Source organism: Staphylococcus pragensis (assembly GCF_004785665.1).
GTDB classification, from domain to species: domain Bacteria; phylum Bacillota; class Bacilli; order Staphylococcales; family Staphylococcaceae; genus Staphylococcus; species Staphylococcus pragensis.
Window position 1 is genome coordinate 15,830 of sequence record NZ_SRPJ01000008.1, and the last position, 19,169, is coordinate 34,998.

Sequence of the window (19,169 nt, forward strand, 5' to 3'; positions counted from 1 at the left end):
ACTCCCTAGTTATTCTCTAGCAAATTCACATAAAGTCATGTAAAATCGATATATATTAAGAATCGTGATATTACAGTTTTTAAGGAGTTTTTTATGAAATATTCATCCCGTCAACAGCCTCCAAAACATTGGCTACGAAAAATCGACTGGGTACTCATAGCATTATTGACTATCTTAGCTATTATAAGCGTTATAACTATTAGTTCAGCTATGGGTGGCGGCCAATATAGTGCCAATTTTAGCATTCGCCAAATTATTTACTACATATTAGGCGCTATCATTGCTTTAATCATCATGTTGTTTTCACCTAAAAAAATTAAAAATAACACATACATATTATATATCTTTTTATGTATCTTACTCGTAGGATTATTAATCCTTCCTGAATCTTCTTTTACGCCAATTATTAACGGCGCTAAAAGTTGGTATTCCTTTGGTCCAGTAAGTATTCAACCATCTGAGTTTATGAAAGTAATATTAATACTTGCGCTTGCTAAGACTGTAGCAAATCATAATCGTTTTACTTTTAATAAGTCACTTCAAACTGATCTAATGTTAATCCTAAAAATTATTGGTGTCTCTATCTTACCTATGGCATTAATTTTATTACAAAATGACTTAGGTACTACATTAGTCATCTGTGCCATTATCTTAGGGATTATGTTAGTAAGTGGTATCACTTGGCGTTTACTTGCTCCAATGCTAATTGCTGCAGCAGTAATTGGTGGTAGCATTATTTTAGCTATTATTTATAAACCTAGCTTAATTGAAAGTTTATTAGGCGTTAAAATGTATCAAATGGGTCGTATTAATTCGTGGTTAGATCCATATTCATATAGTAATGGAGATGGCTATCACTTAACAGAATCATTAAAAGCGATTGGTTCTGGACAATTATTTGGTAAAGGATATAATCACGGTGAAGTTTATATACCAGAGAATCATACAGACTTTATTTTCTCTGTTATCGGAGAGGAAATGGGATTCCTGGGCGCAGTTGTCTTATTGCTCATCTTTTTAGCTTTAATCTTCCATCTTATAAGACTAGCTACTAAAGTGGAATCACCATTCAGTAAAATTTTTATCGTTGGCTATATCTCATTGCTTGTCTTCCATATTCTTCAAAATATTGGTATGACCATTCAACTTTTACCGATTACAGGTATTCCACTTCCATTTATAAGTTATGGTGGGAGTTCATTATGGAGTTTAATGGTAGGTATAGGTATCGTACTTTCTATTCACTATCATCAACGTCAAACCTTGCCTAATAAATAATATAAAAATTAAAGACGCTTAATCATGTCATTTTATGATTAAGCGTCTTTTAGTTTAAACTATTTTAGTTCGTGTCGTACTTGTGATGATGTAGGCAAAGTGTTGATGATGTCTAAACGAGATTTTGTTTTTTTAATATTCACACCTAAAGATGATAATAATTTGACTACATTTTGTATCTTATCCGATTTACTCATTGGTAATCACCTCGTTTTTTGACTTTCAAGGTTATACTACCCCAATTAAATTAAGTTTACCATACAATTTTAAAAATAATTTTTAATTTTTTATTAAGAAATTCGTAAATTAATTTAACACTTTAAATCCATCATCATAAATTTCTTTTTCAATAGTATTTAAATTTGTAGGTGTTTCATATTCAATTATTACAGATTTATGTTTTGCACTTACTTCAACTTCTTTCACACCAATCATTTGAGATAAGCGATGGTGTAATTGAGAAGCTTGTTCATTTGTTTCTAATTCCTCAATATTTATAGTACTTTTAGCCATTTTAATTCTCCTAATCTTTCATTAACTTTTGAAAAGTCACTAATAATTCTTCCATTGCTTCTTCTTGCGCGCCGTTGTTAACTTTATCCATAATACAACTTTTCATATGATAATCTAACAATTTCGTCGCAACACTATTAAGTGCTGATCTTGTAGCTCTTATTTGAGTCAGCACATCATCACAATATACATCGCCTTCAATCATGCGATTGATTGCTCTCACTTGCCCTTCGATGCGGTTGAGTCTTGATTTTAAATTCAATTTCATCTGTTCAGAATGGTGTGCATGCATTTCACTCGACAAGGTCGTTCACCCTTTCTTTTATTCTATAATATCGTATAGTTTAACGATACTTTTCGTCAAATGCATTAACTTATATACCTTAAAATTGATTGTGTCATTTTGAATTCTGCATGATACAATACTTATTAAGAAAAGTAATAAAAAACTTATACTTTTTACAAGAATAGAAATTATAAAGGGAGGCACATAATGTTAGAACTTTTTTCAATGGCTTTTGCACATTCAACTTTTATTATTAATATAATTTTAATTTCTGCCTTTCTTTTAAACTTAATTTTCGCGTTCATTATCATCTTTATGGAACGCCGTACTGCTGGTTCTATCTGGGCATGGCTTCTAGTTTTAGTATTTCTGCCAATTATCGGCTTCATATTATACTTATTATTAGGACGTCAAATTCAAAAAAAACAAATTTTCAAATTGGATAAAGAAGACCGCAAAGGATTAGCAATGATTGTTGATGAACAAATCGACGCTTTAGAAAAAGCTGATTTTTCAAAAGGTAATCATCAAATTGTTAAGTTTAAAGAAATGGTGCGCATGCTATTATTTAATAATGCAGCATTCTTAACGACAGATAATCACGTTAAAATTTTTACAGATGGACATGACAAATTCGATGCACTAATTGATGATATTAAAAATGCCAAAGATTATATACATATTCAGTACTATATTTTTAAAAGTGATGGTTTAGGTCGTCGTGTACTTTCTGCGCTTGAAGCTAAACTTGACGAAGGCCTTGAAGTTAAAATGTTGTACGATGATATGGGATCTCGAACATTACGTAAGAAAGATATCAAACATTTTAGAGCAAAGGGTGCGCATGTGGAATCTTTCTTCCCTTCTAAGTTGCCTTTAATCAATTTACGAATGAACAACCGTAATCACAGAAAAATCGTGATTATTGACGGTAAAATTGGATACGTCGGTGGATTTAACGTAGGTGACGAATATCTTGGGAAAGATAAGAAATTTGGATATTGGAGAGACACACATTTACGTCTTGAAGGTGACTCAGTCAACGCGCTTGAGTTAAGATTTATTTTAGATTGGAATTCACAATCAAGTCGTGACTCTATTGAATATGAGGATCGTTATTTCCCTGATGTGGATTCAGGTGGCTCTATTGGGGTGCAAATTGCATCAAGTGGCCCTGATGAAGATTGGGAACAAATTAAATATGGATATCTAAAAATGATTTCATCTGCTAGAGAATCCATTTATATTCAATCTCCTTATTTCATTCCTGACCAAGCTTTCCTTGACGCAATTAAGATTGCAGCGTTAGGTGGCGTAGAAGTTAATTTAATGATTCCTAGTATGCCCGACCACCCATTTGTCTATTGGGCTACATTAAAGAATGCAGCTTCTTTATTAGATGCGGGCGTTAAGATTTATCAATATGATAATGGTTTCTTACATTCTAAGACGCTCATTATTGATGATGAAATAGCTTCAGTAGGAACTGCAAATATGGATAATCGTAGTTTCGTTTTAAACTTTGAAGTTAATGCTTTTGTTTACGATGATGAAGTAGCACGTCAATTAAAAGAAGCGTTTATCCAAGATATGAAAGTGTCTTATCGCTTAACTAAAGAGCTTTATGCTAAACGAAGTACTTGGATTAAGTTTAAAGAAGGTATTTCTCAATTACTTTCTCCAATACTTTAGTATTTATATTTTAGAGGCTTAGGTTTCCTAGCCTCTTATTTTATTATTTTTGAAAAGAGGTCAATTATGGATTATCATCAAACAGTTACCCTAGCCCGAAAATATATGCAGAACTTTCATAAGGATGACTATTCAGGTCATGATATTGCTCATGTAGAAAGAGTAACACTACTTGCCCAACGTATCAGAGAACAAGAACAACAAGGTGATGAATTAACGATTACATTAGCTGCTCTTCTACATGATGTTATAGATGATAAATTAACTAATAAAGATGAAGCGGTTCAACAGTTGTTAGAATTTTTGAACACACTGGAATTAGATGAGAATACTCAAAATAACATTCTATATATCATTCAAAACTTAAGTTACCGCAATGGTAAAAATAATAATATTGAATTATCTATTGAAGGTCAGATCGTTCGTGATGCTGATCGCTTAGATGCCATTGGTGCAATAGGTATTGCAAGAGCATTTCAATTTGCTGGTCATTTCGATGAGCCAATGTGGACAGAATCTCCAATAGATAATGCACCAGCAATAGAAACAATCCCTTCGCTACCTCCATCAGCAATTCGTCATTTTTATGATAAATTATTAAAGTTAAAAAATTTAATGCATACTGCTACTGGTAGAGAACTTGCACAACAACGTCATGATTTTATGGAACAATTTTTAAATCAGTTTTATAGTGAATGGCATATTTCAAATTAATAACATCTAAAAAGAGGTTGAACAATATTTTTGTTCAACCTCTTTTGATTAAATGCTAGTATATTTATTTTTTCTTTTTGTTGTTTTTAGAAACAACTTGAGTATTTTTGCCTTTTTTGTTTGAGTCATTTTTTTGTTCAAATTTCTCAATCATTGGCGCAACTTCTCTTTTTGCTACCTTTTCATAATGCATGTTCGCAAAGAACGTTTGGACAATTAAGAACGCCGCACTGACTGACCAGTATAAACCTAATGCTGAAGCTGAACTTAATGAAATCCAAATAATCATAATTGGTGAAATAATCATCATCATGTACGTCATTTGACGTTGTTCTTGTGGCATTTGTTTACTTGAAACCCATGCTTGGATAAAGTATAAAATACCGGCAATAATCGTAATCCAAATATCAGGATGTATTAAGTTAAACCATAAGAAGTGAGGATGTTCGGCAATTCCGCCTCCAATACGATATCTCAATACAAAGTATAATCCCATTACGACTGGCATTTGAATTAGTACAGGTAAACAGCCTAAAGCACTCTTCATAGGATTGATATCATATTTTTTATAAACTTCCATCATTTCTTGGTTAGCTGCCATTTTTTCTTCTTGAGTACGCGCACGTTTAACTTTTTCTTGTACGCCATCTACTTCAGGTTTAGCAACTTTCATTTTTTCACGCATCATATGACTATTTTTGTAGTTTGAAAGCATGAAAGGTAATAAGATAATACGGATAATTAATACTAACACGATGATGGCAATACCATAATCATCATTAAATACTGAATGGCCTAACCAATGTAACACTTTAGACATTGGTTCTACGAATGTGTTATAGAAAAATCCATCTCTATTACTAGATTTAGAATAATCACATCCAGCTAAAAAGACCATTACCCCTAATAACAAAGGTAGTAACGCTTTCTTCTTCATTTTTACACCTCTATTGATATATTCACATAGGGCTTATTTTATCATAATCAGAGTGTACTAGAAAACAAAAAAAGAAAAAAACTAATATTTATTTGAAATAACTCTTAAATTTGGTAACAGTCTTGTCAATATTATGACTTCGTGCAATTGCCGAAATAACAGAGATACCATCTGCGCCTGCTTCTGCGATTTCACCCACGTTATCTTCAGTAATACCACCGATAGCCACCATAGGTAACGATGGATTTAGCTCTTTTAATGTTTTAATCATTTCTGGTCCTACAGGCTCACTAGCATCTACTTTAGAAGGTGTAGCATACATAGGACCTACACCAATATAATCTACATGAGTTAAATCTGAATGGTTGTATTCTTCCTCATCCCCTACGCTTAAACCAATAATCTTTTTATTAAAGCGTTGAGCAAATGTAGCAACTTTAGCATCATCTTGACCGACATGTATGCCATCAGCGTCAATTTGTTCTGCTAGATCAACATCATCATTAACTAAAAATGGCACGTTATATTCACGACATAATGCGTGTAATTGTTGTGCTAATTTGACTTTATCTTCACCTATTAGTGCATTTGGCCCCTTTTCACGAAATTGGAATAAAGTAATTCCCGCTTCAAGTGCCTCTTTTAAAATCGTTTGAATATCATTATCTTCTGGCACATCTTGTGTTCCACATATAAAGTAAACATTTAAATCACTAGCTTTAAACATTTATTTCACCTCTAAACGTTTAACGTGTTGTTCATAAGTTGAATACTCTAATTGATACATTTCATCTAATAAATGAGGTAAAAATGTGCCTGGCCCTTTAACTTGTTCATCCTTTTCAGCAATTTCTGCAGCAATATTATAGAAACTTACTGCTTCTTCAAGAACTTGTAGTGAAGGATGTGTTTCTCGGAATAAGAAACTTGCTACTAAACCACCCAATAAGCATCCTGCTCCAGTTATCTTCGCTAAAAGCGGTGACCCATTTGATAACTGTACAACTTTATTATCTTGGACAATGATATCTTCTTTGCCGGTTAATACAATCGCTGTGTTTAGCTTCTCATATGCTTTCTTAGCGATAGTAATAGAATCTAGATTTGCGTCTCCATCTGTACCTTTCATTGTTGTATTCGCATCAACTAACGTTAAAATTTCTGAAGCGTTTCCTTTAATTACTGCCACTTCAACTTCAGATAAGAATTTTTGACAAAATTGTTTACGATAAGTTGAAGCTCCAACTGCTACTGGATCAAATACAATTGGCGTACCTTGTTGGTTAGCGATTTTCCCAATTTCTAGAATATCTTCTTCATTAGCTTTAGTTAATGTACCAATATTTATTAATAATGCACCTGCCACTTTATAAAACTCTTCAGCCTCTTCAGGTGCTTCACTCATTGCTGGGCTTGCGCCAATACTCAATAGACCATTAGCAGTAAAGTTTTTTACGACATCGTTGGTATAACAAACAACTAATGGATTTTCATTTCTTAATTTCTCTAAATTATTCATCATCTAATCCTACTTTCTTCATATAAGCAAAGTGGTTCACTGGACCACGACCTTGACCAATTTCAGGTGTATATTCAATACTTAGTGAAATAAATTCCTTAGCCTTTTTAACCGCTTCATAAATTGATTTACCTTTAGCAAGTTCTGCAGTTATTACTGCTGAAAATGTACAACCAGTACCGTGCGTATGTGGTGTATCAAAGCGTTTATTTTCAAATGTATAAACGTCGTCTTTAGTCAATAAGAAGTCTTTAGCGTTATTTAAATCAGCTGAATGTCCACCTTTAATTACTACACCCTTACTACCAATTTCATTAATAAAGATGTGCCCTGCTTTACGAATACTTTCTTCAGTATCAATTTTTAGACCAGTAATTTCTTCTGCTTCAGGAATATTAGGTGTGACAACGTCAGCTAATGGCAATAACGTGCTTTGTAAATGTTTTTTAGTAGCATCATCCATTAATGAATCACCACTTTTAGCTAACATAACAGGGTCTATCACGTATGGAATATCAGAATGTTGTTTTAAATATTCTTGTACAAGTTCCATTGTCTCATGCGTAGCAATCATACCTGTTTTAATTGCATGTGGTAATTCATCATCAAATACACTATCAAGTTGTTCTTTAACCCAACTTGTTTCTAAATTATGAATGTGTTGAACACCTTTAGTGTTTTGAGCCACAATACTCGTGATAGCAGCCATGCCATAGACACCACAAGCGTGAAATGATTTTAAATCTGCCATTACTCCAGCACCGCCTGATGGGTCGGTACCTGCGATTGTTAATGCAATTTTTGGTTTATTCATGTTCTTTCCCTCCAAAGTCCCATTGTTCGTTTATGTAAGCCATATTAAAGAAATTACGTTCATGGATAGTACTTTGCAAGAAACTTTCTTTAATCTCATGTTTCTCTTGATCAGTACAATTTTCAGTTAGTTCATCTAACATACGATCAAATACTTCAATTAAAGGACGCATTTCAGTACTATAAAAATCGAACCATCGAGCAGTAATGACATCTCTATTTAAATTTTGATCTTCTAAAGCCATTTTTGCGATTACTTCATACACATATGGACATGGCGCCATTGCTGCGATTGTATATGCCGCATTTTCATGAGCATAAGCATGATAATACATATGTTTGATGTAATGATCTCCACTTGGTGGCCATACTTTTTCGCGAACGATTTCTACGTACGGTTCATTTATATAATCTGCTAAAATTTCATGCGCTTCTACTTCACCATCTAACATAAATTCAATTTGTTCTACTAAAAATTTTACATCTGTCATAGTAGGCGCTTTAGGAATTAATAGTGCATATAAATTAGTAAATTCTTTTAGATATGAAGCATCTGCACGTAGATATTGACGAACTGCTTGTTTAGATAATTGACCTTTTAATAAATCTTGAATAAATCCATCTTTATAAATTTGTTCAATAATAGGTTGTGCTGCTTCTTTTAACTCAGTTGAAAAGCTCATTATAATTCCTCCTTAAATTAAAAAAACTACATTTCAACGTATCAACGCAGAAATGTAGTCATCCTCAATAGAAGGTATGTAAAATTACATAACTACTTTCCTACGTTGGTACTAACCAAATCAGGTTATAAGGGTCTGAAAAAATCATCTCAGCCATAGTTTTTGGCTCCCCTAGTAGTTTTATTTTATTAATTTTACATTATCAAACAGTATATTATTTTTCAATTAAAAAAACTGAGATGTTTCATTAATCGAAACATCTCAGTAAATATTAATTTATGCAGTTACCCATTGTGATGGGCCAGCAGTGTTGTAAAGTTTTACAGCTGCAGCATCTTGAACGTGTTCAGGTGCTTGCGCTGGTGATACACCTTTATATTGAGCAGGTGCTACTGAATCCCATGTAGATTGTAAGAATTGATATTTACCAGCTGCGCCTGAGCTTGGATTGATAGCGTGAATATCGCCACCTGATTCACGTTGAGCAATTTGTTGTAAATGACCATTTACGTGTACTGAAGAACCACTTGAAGCTGTGTTGTTGTTACTTGTTGATGCTTGTTGTGGTTGTTGAGTTTGCTCAGTTTGTGGTGCTTGTTGAGTTTGAACTGGTTGTTGTTGATTAGATTGTTGTTGTGAAGCTACTGTTTCAGCTGATGTTTGGTTGTTAGAAGCTGAAGCTTGTTCACTAACATTTTGTTGTTGTGGTTGCTCAGTTTGAGTTGCTTGTGATGTTTGAGCTACTGGTGTAGATTGACCAGTTGTTTGACCTGTTTGAGCATAGTTCCAAACCCAATGCGTACCATTTGATTCAAAATGGTAAGTGAAACCATCATAATCAAATGTTATGTTATAAGCGCCTTCTTGGATAGGGCTATTATTTAATGATTGATCATTTGATTGAGCTAATTGTGCTAATTCAGCTTTATTAATTTGTGACTCACTTGCATCTGCGTGACCTGCATTACCAGCTACTACTCCTAAGCCTACTGCTAATGTTGAAGCAATAATAGTCTTTTTCATAGTTTAAAAGTCCTCCTGTTTAATTTTTTTCCTAATCAAATTAATTACAGGTAATACTCTAACATCTGAAAAAGCGTCGCAGGTTACAGCCAAATAAAAAAAGAAGCCTCTTTTTTACATGGAAATTACAAGAAATGAGACCTTAAATTACTTCAAAATATTCATTCAACCCTTTCATGGCAGTTTTAAAGTGTTTACGTTAGCTTGTTATGTATGTAATATTCTTGAAATCTTTCAGATATTTATCTTAAAAATTAAGAACCTCTCCCCATTAATTTGAATTAATAAAGAGAGATTCTGAGTATAATTGAAAGATGTTATATATAAAATAGAGAAGATTGGAGTTAAAGTTTAGAGAGTTGATTTAATTTTAATTGATATTAATAATGTCTAAATTATCTAGGGGATAAGTGTCTTCCATAAATGAGCTATTTGAGAGAATTTCGTTGTTTTTTGATTGTGGGGACATAAATTTAATTGTTTCTACATATAATTCTGTTACAAAATGCGTTTGTCCCTCTTTTTCATACTTACGTGAACGCATTTGTCCTGTTATACCTACCAATGAACCTTGACTGGTATATTTTTCGATATTCGTTGCTGTTTTGCCAAAAGCTTTACAAAAAATATAATCACAAGCGATTTCATTATTGTCGTCTTTATAATTACGTTCAGTAGCAACACTAAAGGTAGCAATTTTCACCTCCTCTTTTTCATAGATTTGTGCATCTTTAGTCATACGACCCACGATAACTATCTTATTTAGCATGTGTCACCTCCTTCAAAAACTATCTTAATCACATTTCATATGTACGTCAAAACGCCATTTTTAATAAAAATTTACTATTTATAATCAAAATTTGTTATATTTAAAGAAAATAGTTAAAACTTGAATGTTCAATTAAATAATTTCTAATTTATTGCATATTTTCAAAATTTTTAGGATGTGATTAGGTGAAGACTTTTAAAGCGGTGCGTTTTCAAATTGTGAATGAAAATGGTGGAATTACAGAATTTGAATTAGAAGACGGCGTTATTATTAATAAAGAAAATAGTGGAACAGGTTGGTTATTAGAAGTCGTTATTTCTAATGCTCATCATGAGACTATGAAAAAATATTATGATGATCAAACGTTATTAGATATTCGTGTCGTAATTACTAGACCTTCGAATGATCCTGCTCTATTTGATGCGACAATCAAAAGTATTAAAACGTTTGATACTACCATGTCTATTGTATTCGAATGCCATATTTATACTTTACGCCAAGTATATGCCGAAAGTTTATTGGAACAATTAATTGATGAAGGCTTATCTGGTGAAGAATTAAAAGTTACATTTAATCGTATGATGCAATCTAAACCTAAATTAAAGGAAGAAAAATTTGACAGAGACGAATAAAGATTAAGAAACTTTGAGCCTACTTTAATAGTTAAATTGAAGGTTAGTAGTAATGAGTCAAAGAAGTTCTAAAAATGGCAGCGGTTGTCTAATGGGTTGTTTATCTACGATTTTTATAGTCATTTTTCTACCTATTCTATTATTACTATTACTTTAATTATGAACTACGTTTCCTTCATAGATGAATATATATTAAAAGAGGCTGAGACAAATTAAAATGTCTCAGCCTTTACTAATATATTGGCAGTAGCTGACTGGTTTGAAAATGCGCTTGAATCAAGCTTTTTCAAATCTAGTCATCCTTGCCGGGGAGCGGGGCCCCAGCACAGAGAATTTCATAAAGAAATTCCACTAATAAAGCAAGCTGGGGTTGGATGACGAAATTTATTTAATTTCTGTCCCACTCCCTTTTAACACATTTTATCTCTACCGATTATTGCTATGCATCTTGAATTGCGAAAGTAAGTTCACAACTACAAGCAAGTTGACCATCAACAGTTGCTTTCGCTGTACCTTTTCCGATTGGCCCTTTAATTTTAGTGATTTCAACTTCTAATAATAAAGTATCACCAGGTGTCACTTGTTTTTTAAAGCGACATTTATCAATACCTGCGAATAAGGCAATTTTACCTTTATTCTCTTCACTATTAAGCATAGCTACTGCGCCTGTTTGAGCTAATGCTTCAGTAATTAATACACCAGGCATTACAGCGTAGTCTGGAAAATGTCCTTGGAAAAATGGTTCATTTCCTGAAACTTGTTTTAAACCTACACAACGTTTACCTTCTTCATATTCAACCACTCGGTCAATTAATAAGAACGGTTGTCTGTGTGGGATAATTTGTTTAATTTGATTGTAATCAAAGATTGTTTCCATTTGAAACTACCTCCAGCAATAATTTATCATTTGATGTTAAAAATTAGTCATTGATACGTTCAATATCTGCACCAAGTGATTTTAACTTTTCATGGAAATTAACATAACCACGATCTAAGTGTTTTAATTCAGTCACTTGAGTCGTACCATCAGCTACTAAGCCTGCTAAAATCAATGCAGCTGCTGCTCTTAAGTCAGTTGCTTTAACTTGCGCACCTTGTAATTGACTCTTACCAGCAATTTTAGCGCTTCTACCTTCTACAGTGATATTAGCATTCATTCTTCTAAATTCTGCTACGTGCATGAATCTATTTTCAAAGACAGTTTCAGTAACGACTTTATGACCTTCAGCTGTTAATAATAAAGCCATCATTTGAGATTGCATGTCAGTTGGGAAACCAGGATGAGGTAAAGTCTTAACATCTACTGGTTTTAATTCACCTTCTGCAGTTACGCGTACACCATCTTCTTGGAAATCAAGATTGACACCCATTTCTTCTAATTTGTAGATTAAGCTTGTCATGTGTTCTTTAACTGCATCACGCACAAAGACATCCCCTCTTGTAATCGCCGCAGCAATGATTAATGTACCTGCTTCGATTCTATCAGGGATAATTGAGTGTTCTACACCTTTAAGTTTCTCAACACCGTGAATAGTAATAGTATCTGTACCAGCGCCAGTAACTTTACCACCCATTTCATTAATGTAATTAGCTAAATCTACGATCTCAGGTTCTTTAGCAACATTCTCAATAACAGTCTTCCCTTTAGCTAGTGAAGCCGCCATAATAATGTTTTGAGTTGCACCTACACTTGGGAAATCTAAGTGAATATCGGCACCTTTTAACCCATCTTTAGTACTAGCATAGATATTACCGTTTTCAAGATGGATTTCTGCTCCTAACGCTTCAAATCCTTTAATATGTTGTTCGATAGGGCGTGCTCCAATTGCACAACCACCAGGTAGCGCTACAATAGCATGACCTAGACGAGCTAATAAAGGTCCCATAACTAAGACACTAGCTCTCATTTTACTTACATATTCATAAGGTGCTTCCTCATTCAATGTAGATGACGCATCTACTGTTACTGCGCCTTCTTCTTTATTGTAGTCAACTTTAGCATTTAATGTTGATAAGACATTGTTAATTGTAACGACATCGCTTAGATCTGGAACGTTAACTAGTTTACTTTGTCCTTCAGAAGCTAATAATGAAGCAGTAAGTACAGGTAATACTGCATTTTTTGCTCCTTCTACTTTAACTTCTCCAGTTAGGCGATTGCCTCCATTTATAACTATTTTATCCATTTTAATCCTCCACTTTAAACTCCAACTATTTTCATCATTTCCCTATTTCAAATTGTTTTATTTATTAATTATATCTACTTTTCAAATTAATTAACAGATATTGATTTATTAAAACAAATATTTTACTTGTGTTGAATACTGTAATAAATCAATTAAAAAGTTGCTTACTGCAGTTCCTAATAAAATTGCCATAAATATCAGGCAAACTTGAACTTGAGTAGCATAACCTTTTTTAAATAGGTTATCTAATCTAAGAGAGTTTAATGCCCAATAAGCAATACAAATACAAATGACATGTAATATTAAATGTATAACTGCAAATTGACCTATATAGTCCATAACTAACTCTCCTTAAAGATTACTGTATTATATTGTACATTAAATATGTATAGAATGATACTCAAGATAATCATTATAAACATAAAAAAAGGTTTGGAAACCAAGTCAGTTTCACCTTTATCATTTTATTTTAATTCAGCTACGCGTAAGCGGTTTTCTGCTCTTGCTAATGCACGTTTAGCTCGGTTAATATCACTATTATCCTCATCTTCTAAATGTGATTGCGCTCTTTGACGAGCTAATTTAGCTCTTTCAACGTCAATTTCACTAGCAGCTTCAGCTGTTTGTACAATTACAGATACTTTTTGTTGTCTAATTTCAACAAAGCCACCACTAACAGCTATATACTCAGAACCATTTTTATAATTTACTTTAACATGGCCTGTTTTTAATGCGGCAACTGTCGGAATATGTCCACTCATGACACCCATTTCCCCAGCTGTCGTTTGAAAAACAACCAGTTCAACGTCATCTTTTTCGTAGACTGAACCATTAGGAGTGACAATATCAAGATTTAAAGTACTCATTATCTATTCCTCCTAATTAGTTTAGACTTCAACACCCATATCTTTAGCTTTAGCAATTACATCTTCCATGCTTCCTACTAAACGGAAAGCATCTTCAGGAATGTGATCATATTTACCATCTAAGATATCTTTGAAATCAGATACTGTTGTTTTAACAGGTACATAAGAACCTTTTTGACCAGTAAATTGTTCAGCTACATGGAAGTTTTGAGATAAGAAGAATTGAATTCTACGTGCACGTTCTACAGTAAGTTTATCTTCTTCAGATAACTCATCCATTCCAAGAATAGCAATGATATCTTGTAATTCTCTATATTTTTGAAGTGTTGATTGAACATCACGCGCAACTTCATAGTGTTCTTGACCAACGATTGATGGTTCTAACGCTCTAGAAGTTGATGCTAATGGATCTACCGCTGGATAGATACCCATTTCTGTTAATTTACGTTCTAAGTTTGTTGTCGCATCTAAGTGTGCGAAAGCAGTTGCTGGAGCTGGGTCAGTATAGTCATCGGCTGGTACGAATACGGCTTGAATAGATGTTACAGAACCTTTATTCGTAGATGTAATACGTTCTTGTAATTGACCCATCTCAGTTGCTAATGTTGGTTGGTAACCAACGGCTGAAGGCATACGTCCTAATAACGCTGACACTTCAGAACCAGCTTGTGTAAATCTGAAGATATTATCAATGAATAAAAGTACGTCTTGACCTTGTTCATCACGGAAATATTCCGCCATTGTTAATGCTGATAAAGCTACACGCATACGTGCACCAGGTGGCTCATTCATTTGACCGAATACCATTGCAGTCTTTTTAATTACGCCACTATCGCTCATTTCATAGTATAAGTCGTTACCTTCACGTGTACGTTCACCAACGCCCGCGAATACTGAGATACCACCATGTTCTTGAGCAATGTTGTTAATTAACTCTTGGATTAAAACGGTTTTACCTACACCAGCACCACCAAATAGACCAATTTTACCACCTTTAATGTAAGGTGCTAATAAGTCTACTACTTTAATACCAGTTTCTAAAATTTCTACTTCAGTAGATAATTCGTCAAAGTTTGGTGCTTCACGGTGAATAGGATCTCTTCTAACTGAGCTATCTAATTTATCATTTAAATCGATAGTATCACCTAAAACATTGAATACGCGTCCTAATGTTTGTTCACCAACTGGAACACTAATGTCTTTGCCAGTATTTTGTACTTCCATACCACGTTGCACACCATCAGTTGAATCCATAGCAATTGTACGTACGACGTCATCGCCTAATTGTAAAGCAACTTCAAGTGTTAATTCGAAAGTTCCATCTTCTTTAGGGACTTCAATGATAAGGGCGTTATTAATTTCAGGTACTTCATTATGTTCAAAACGAACGTCGATTACAGGACCCATAACCTGAGTTACACGGCCATTACTCATGTTGTTTCCTCCTTTAAAATATTATTCTAACGCTGCAGAACCACCAACAATTTCAGTGATTTGTTGAGTGATTTCAGCTTGTCTTGCTCTATTGTATTGTAATGATAAATCATCAATAAGTTCAGTTGCATTATCAGAAGCATTTTTCATTGCAGTCATACGAGCTGCATGTTCACTAGCTTTAGCATCTAGAATCGTTCCGTAAATTAAACTTTCAACGTATTGTGGAAGTATAACGCTTAGGATAGATTCTTTATCTGGTTCAAATTCATATGAAGACATTTGGCCTTGGCCTTGGCTAGAATCTTCTTGAGATAATGGAAGAACTTGTTTAGTCGTCGGATTATTTTCAAGAACACTAACATAGTGACTATAATAAATCTTCAATTCATCAATATGTTCTTCACTAAATAAGTCAATGGCATATTTTGCAATAGCTTGTATTGATTTAAATGAAGGTTGATCAGGAACATCAACAAGTGAATTCTCTATTTCATAACCTCTATTTTTAAGGAAATCAACACCAGTTTGACCTAATACTATAATACTGTAATCGTCGTTACTAGAGTGTTTCTCTTTAATGTCATTGATTAATTTTTTAAGCACATTGGAACTATATGCGCCAGCTAAACCTTTATCACTTGTAATAACTAAATAACCACTACGTTGAACTTGTCTTGGTCTTAACATAGGATGGCTTGAATTTTTACTAGCACCTGCAATTGCTGTAATAGCATCTTGCATTTTTTCCATATAAGGTTCGAATTGCTTAGTATTCTTTTCAGCACGACGTAATTTTGAACTAGATACCATGTTCATTGCTTTGGTAATCTGTTTCATCTTTTTCGTCGATTTTATACGACCATCTATTTCCTTTAGAGAAGCCATTATCTCACCACCTTTTCGATTTAAAGTTTAATTATTCAGATTTACTGAAACTTTTCTTGAATTCGTTAATTACGCTATCAAATTTGTCATCAGAAGGTAAACCACCAGTTTCTCTGATTTCACCTAATAATTCAGAAGCATTTGATTTAGCCCAACTATTTAATTCATCTTCGAAACGAGTGATGTCTACTACAGGAATATCATCTAAGTATCCTTTAGTTAATGCGTAAATGATTAATACTTGGTTTTCAACTGGTAACGGTTTGTTTTGGTCTTGTTTTAAAACTTCAACAGTACGTTTACCACGTTCTAATTTTCTAGCTGTGAATTCATCTAAATCAGAACCAAATTGCGCAAATGATTCTAATTCTCTATATGAAGCAAGGTCTAAACGAAGTGTACCAGCAACTTTCTTCATAGCTTTAATTTGAGCTGAACCACCTACACGTGATACAGATTGTCCCGCATTAATCGCTGGTCGAACACCTGAGAAGAATAAATCAGATTGTAAGAAAATTTGTCCATCTGTAATTGAAATTACGTTAGTTGGAACGTATGCTGAAATATCTCCCGCTTGCGTTTCGATGATTGGTAAGGCAGTAATAGATCCGCCACCTAATGAATCGTTTAATTTCGCTGCTCTTTCTAATAATCTACTATGTAAGTAGAATACGTCACCAGGATAAGCTTCACGGCCTGGAGGTCTACGTAATAATAATGATAATTCACGATAAGCGGCAGCTTGTTTAGTTAAATCATCATAAATAATAAGTACATGTTTACCATTAAACATGAATTCTTCACCCATTGTTACACCTGAGTATGGTGCAATATATAACAATGGTGATGGTTCAGACGCTGACGCTGATACTACGATTGTATAATCTAATGCACCAGCTTGACGTAATTTTTCTACATTAGCACGTACTGTTGATTCTTTTTGACCAATAGCTACGTAGATACAAATAGTGTCTAAACCTTTTTGGTTTAAGATTGTATCGATACCAATTGTAGTTTTACCTGTTTGTCTATCACCGATAATTAACTCACGTTGTCCACGTCCAATTGGTACTAAGGCATCAATCGCTTTAATACCAGTTTGTAATGGTTCATCAACTGATTTACGAGCCATTACACCTGTAGCTTTTTGTTCAACAGGACGTGTTTTAGTCGTATTAATTGGACCTTGACCATCAATAGGTTGGCCTAGTGGGTTAACCACACGTCCAATAAGTTCTTCACCTACTGGAACTTCCATAATACGACCAGTACGTTTTACTTCGTCACCTTCAGTAATTTCACTGTAAGGTCCTAAAATAACTACACCCACATTTGATTCTTCAAGGTTTTGTGCTAAACCAAGAACACCATTAGGGAACTCTACAAGCTCACCAGCCATACAGTCATTTAATCCGTGAATTAATGCGATACCATCACCGATTTGAAGTACAGTACCAACATCAGTTACAGACATCTCAGACTCATAATTTTCAATTTGTGAGCGAAGTAATGCACTGATTTCTTCAGCTTTTATGGCCATCTATGTCACTCCTCTTATTTTAGTTAACTCTTCTAAATTTACGTTCAATTTGTTCTAAGTCGTTCTTAACACTGCCATCTAATACAGTTGTGCCTACTTTAACTCTGAAACCACCAATTAAATCAGGGTTAATTTTCGTAATAATATGTACATTTGACAACTTAGTTTGGTTAATAATTAGATTTCTAATTCTTTCTAGTTCTTCTTCAGTTAATTGATATACTGACTCTACTATTGCCGTATCTTGATTATAATGGGCATTATAAAAGTCATTAAATTCTTTGAAGATAGAATTAATTAACGCTAAATGACGGTTATTTGCTAAAATCATTAACATATTTTTTAAGTAATAATTTGCCTCACCGAATACAATTCCTACAAATTTACGTCTTTCAGAAGCAGGTTTGCTAGGATTTGAATCAATAGCTTTTAATTCTTGTTGATATTGTTGTGTAGCATCATTTACTACTTTTAACTCTTCATACATTAAATCTAATCTATCTTTATCAATAGAAACATCAAATAATGCTTTAGCATATTTTTTTGCTACATCTGCCATTATTTATCGCCTGCCTCTTTAAGATACTTATCAACTAATGCTTTCTGATCTTGTTCAGAAATTTCTTTTTGAAGTACTTTAGAAGCAATCAATACTGATAGTTCAGAAACTTGATTATTAATATCTGCAAGTGCGCGTTCTTTTTCACTGTTAATTTCACTTTGAGCAGTTTCAATCATACCATTTGCACGAACGTTAGCTTCATGAATGATTTCTTCATGTTGTTTACGAGCTTGAACTCTAGCATCTTCAAGGATACGTTGAACTTCATCTTGTGTTTCTTTAAGTGTCTTTCTATTTTCTTCTTCAAGTTTTTGTGCATTAAGTTTTGCTTCTTCCGCTTCATCGATATCTCTATTAATATCTCTTTCACGTTGATCCATTACTTCTTTCAATGGACCCCAAGCAAATTTTTTCAATAATGCTAAGAGGATAACAAATGTTACAACAGTAACAATAACTGTTCCCCACTCAACACCACCGGCTGCTGCACCCAAAACATATGAATTAGCTAATGCATTCACTGGCATTCGACACTCCTTTCATTATTAATCATCATATTTGCATTAAATAAAACGAACGGCGAAGATCAAAGAGACTTCGCCTCAAAACATTTCTTATCTGAAAAGAGTCATGAATGAAATTACAACACCGATGATTGGTAATGCCTCAACTAAACCAATACCAATGAACATAATACTCATTAATTGACCACGTGCTTCTGGTTGACGTGCTACACCTTCAACTGTTCTAGAAACGATAAGACCGTTACCGATACCTGCACCTAGTGCTGATAAACCGATTGCAATTGCTGCTGCGATTAAACCCATATTAATA

The 19,169-nt window shown here is 33.7% G+C and carries 24 protein-coding genes and 1 riboswitch; of the genes, 4 read left to right on the top strand and 20 right to left on the bottom strand.

Annotation, left to right across the window (positions count from 1 at the left end; genetic code table 11):
- The first annotated feature begins 93 nt into the window (after positions 1-93).
- Entirely contained in the window at positions 94-1,278 is a 1,185-nt protein-coding gene (gene rodA, locus E2558_RS10570) for a rod shape-determining protein RodA (protein WP_126564893.1), read from the top strand.
- Between the two features lie 59 nt (positions 1,279-1,337).
- Here the strand turns inward: rodA and E2558_RS10575 are convergent, their stop codons facing one another.
- The 3 genes from E2558_RS10575 to csoR form a co-directional block, all read right to left on the bottom strand.
- Entirely contained in the window at positions 1,338-1,475 is a 138-nt protein-coding gene (locus E2558_RS10575) for an Lmo0850 family protein (RefSeq protein ID WP_103298016.1), read from the bottom strand.
- A 109-nt stretch (positions 1,476-1,584) separates the two neighbouring features.
- Complete coding sequence (gene csoZ, locus E2558_RS10580) at positions 1,585-1,791, bottom strand: putative copper chaperone CsoZ (protein ID WP_126564892.1); 207 nt, start codon at positions 1,789-1,791, stop codon at positions 1,585-1,587.
- Between the two features lie 10 nt (positions 1,792-1,801).
- Complete coding sequence (csoR, locus tag E2558_RS10585; RefSeq protein WP_371869283.1) at positions 1,802-2,083, bottom strand: copper-sensing transcriptional repressor CsoR; 282 nt, start codon at positions 2,081-2,083, stop codon at positions 1,802-1,804.
- A 201-nt stretch (positions 2,084-2,284) separates the two neighbouring features.
- Here csoR and cls point away from each other — a divergent pair, with 201 nt between their 5' ends.
- Together cls and E2558_RS10595 are read left to right on the top strand one after the other, a co-directional pair.
- Entirely contained in the window at positions 2,285-3,769 is a 1,485-nt protein-coding gene (gene cls, locus E2558_RS10590; protein ID WP_126564890.1) for a cardiolipin synthase, read from the top strand.
- Positions 3,770-3,835: 66 nt separating this feature from the next.
- A complete protein-coding gene (locus tag E2558_RS10595) occupies positions 3,836-4,483 on the top strand; it encodes an HD domain-containing protein (protein ID WP_126564889.1) in 648 nt (215 codons plus the stop codon).
- A 64-nt stretch (positions 4,484-4,547) separates the two neighbouring features.
- On the opposite strand, the gene yidC is transcribed toward E2558_RS10595, so the two are convergent.
- The 7 genes from yidC to E2558_RS10630 all read right to left on the bottom strand — a co-directional run bounded on the left by yidC (position 4,548) and on the right by E2558_RS10630 (position 10,227).
- Positions 4,548-5,420: a membrane protein insertase YidC gene (gene yidC, locus E2558_RS10600; protein WP_126564888.1), complete on the bottom strand. Its 873-nt coding sequence runs from the start codon at positions 5,418-5,420 to the stop codon at positions 4,548-4,550.
- An 88-nt stretch (positions 5,421-5,508) separates the two neighbouring features.
- Complete coding sequence (gene thiE / locus E2558_RS10605) at positions 5,509-6,147, bottom strand: thiamine phosphate synthase (RefSeq protein ID WP_126564887.1); 639 nt, start codon at positions 6,145-6,147, stop codon at positions 5,509-5,511.
- The gene (gene thiM, locus E2558_RS10610) at positions 6,148-6,939 is read right to left on the bottom strand and encodes a hydroxyethylthiazole kinase (protein ID WP_126564886.1); all 792 of its coding nucleotides are present in this window, start codon (positions 6,937-6,939) and stop codon (positions 6,148-6,150) included.
- Entirely contained in the window at positions 6,932-7,753 is an 822-nt protein-coding gene (gene thiD, locus E2558_RS10615; protein ID WP_126564885.1) for a bifunctional hydroxymethylpyrimidine kinase/phosphomethylpyrimidine kinase, read from the bottom strand. Before thiD ends, thiM begins: the two co-directional genes overlap by 8 nt.
- The gene (gene tenA, locus E2558_RS10620) at positions 7,746-8,435 is read right to left on the bottom strand and encodes a thiaminase II (protein WP_126564884.1); all 690 of its coding nucleotides are present in this window, start codon (positions 8,433-8,435) and stop codon (positions 7,746-7,748) included. Before tenA ends, thiD begins: the two co-directional genes overlap by 8 nt.
- Positions 8,436-8,515: 80 nt before the next feature.
- Positions 8,516-8,618: riboswitch (TPP riboswitch) on the bottom strand.
- A 93-nt stretch (positions 8,619-8,711) separates the two neighbouring features.
- A complete protein-coding gene (locus tag E2558_RS10625; protein WP_126564883.1) occupies positions 8,712-9,458 on the bottom strand; it encodes a transglycosylase family protein in 747 nt (248 codons plus the stop codon).
- Positions 9,459-9,828: 370 nt separating this feature from the next.
- On the bottom strand, positions 9,829-10,227 hold the full coding sequence (locus tag E2558_RS10630) for a single-stranded DNA-binding protein (protein WP_103366337.1): 399 nt from the start codon (positions 10,225-10,227) through the stop codon (positions 9,829-9,831).
- Positions 10,228-10,412: 185 nt separating this feature from the next.
- On the opposite strand from E2558_RS10630, the gene E2558_RS10635 reads away from it, so the two are divergent.
- Positions 10,413-10,859, top strand: a complete 447-nt coding sequence (locus E2558_RS10635) for a YwpF-like family protein (protein WP_126564882.1) — start codon at positions 10,413-10,415, stop codon at positions 10,857-10,859.
- A 439-nt stretch (positions 10,860-11,298) separates the two neighbouring features.
- Here the strand turns inward: E2558_RS10635 and fabZ are convergent, their stop codons facing one another.
- The 10 genes from fabZ to atpE all read right to left on the bottom strand — a co-directional run bounded on the left by fabZ (position 11,299) and on the right by atpE (position 19,162).
- Positions 11,299-11,736 (bottom strand): 3-hydroxyacyl-ACP dehydratase FabZ, encoded by a 438-nt coding sequence (gene fabZ / locus E2558_RS10640; RefSeq protein WP_103298003.1) that lies wholly within the window; start codon positions 11,734-11,736, stop codon positions 11,299-11,301.
- Positions 11,737-11,779: 43 nt separating this feature from the next.
- The gene (gene murA / locus E2558_RS10645) at positions 11,780-13,045 is read right to left on the bottom strand and encodes a UDP-N-acetylglucosamine 1-carboxyvinyltransferase (protein WP_126564881.1); all 1,266 of its coding nucleotides are present in this window, start codon (positions 13,043-13,045) and stop codon (positions 11,780-11,782) included.
- A 108-nt stretch (positions 13,046-13,153) separates the two neighbouring features.
- On the bottom strand, positions 13,154-13,384 hold the full coding sequence (locus E2558_RS10650) for a DUF1146 family protein (protein WP_126564880.1): 231 nt from the start codon (positions 13,382-13,384) through the stop codon (positions 13,154-13,156).
- 125 nt (positions 13,385-13,509) lie between these two features.
- On the bottom strand, positions 13,510-13,911 hold the full coding sequence (locus tag E2558_RS10655) for a F0F1 ATP synthase subunit epsilon (RefSeq protein WP_103298000.1): 402 nt from the start codon (positions 13,909-13,911) through the stop codon (positions 13,510-13,512).
- A 21-nt stretch (positions 13,912-13,932) separates the two neighbouring features.
- Complete coding sequence (atpD, locus tag E2558_RS10660) at positions 13,933-15,345, bottom strand: F0F1 ATP synthase subunit beta (protein WP_126564879.1); 1,413 nt, start codon at positions 15,343-15,345, stop codon at positions 13,933-13,935.
- 21 nt (positions 15,346-15,366) lie between these two features.
- A complete protein-coding gene (atpG, locus tag E2558_RS10665; RefSeq protein ID WP_126564878.1) occupies positions 15,367-16,233 on the bottom strand; it encodes an ATP synthase F1 subunit gamma in 867 nt (288 codons plus the stop codon).
- A 31-nt stretch (positions 16,234-16,264) separates the two neighbouring features.
- Positions 16,265-17,773: a F0F1 ATP synthase subunit alpha gene (gene atpA, locus E2558_RS10670; RefSeq protein WP_126564877.1), complete on the bottom strand. Its 1,509-nt coding sequence runs from the start codon at positions 17,771-17,773 to the stop codon at positions 16,265-16,267.
- Between the two features lie 19 nt (positions 17,774-17,792).
- On the bottom strand, positions 17,793-18,332 hold the full coding sequence (locus tag E2558_RS10675; protein WP_126564876.1) for a F0F1 ATP synthase subunit delta: 540 nt from the start codon (positions 18,330-18,332) through the stop codon (positions 17,793-17,795).
- Positions 18,332-18,862, bottom strand: a complete 531-nt coding sequence (locus E2558_RS10680; protein ID WP_371869282.1) for a F0F1 ATP synthase subunit B — start codon at positions 18,860-18,862, stop codon at positions 18,332-18,334. Before E2558_RS10680 ends, E2558_RS10675 begins: the two co-directional genes overlap by 1 nt.
- Positions 18,863-18,949: 87 nt before the next feature.
- A complete protein-coding gene (gene atpE, locus E2558_RS10685) occupies positions 18,950-19,162 on the bottom strand; it encodes a F0F1 ATP synthase subunit C (protein ID WP_002448651.1) in 213 nt (70 codons plus the stop codon).
- Positions 19,163-19,169 lie beyond the last annotated feature (7 nt).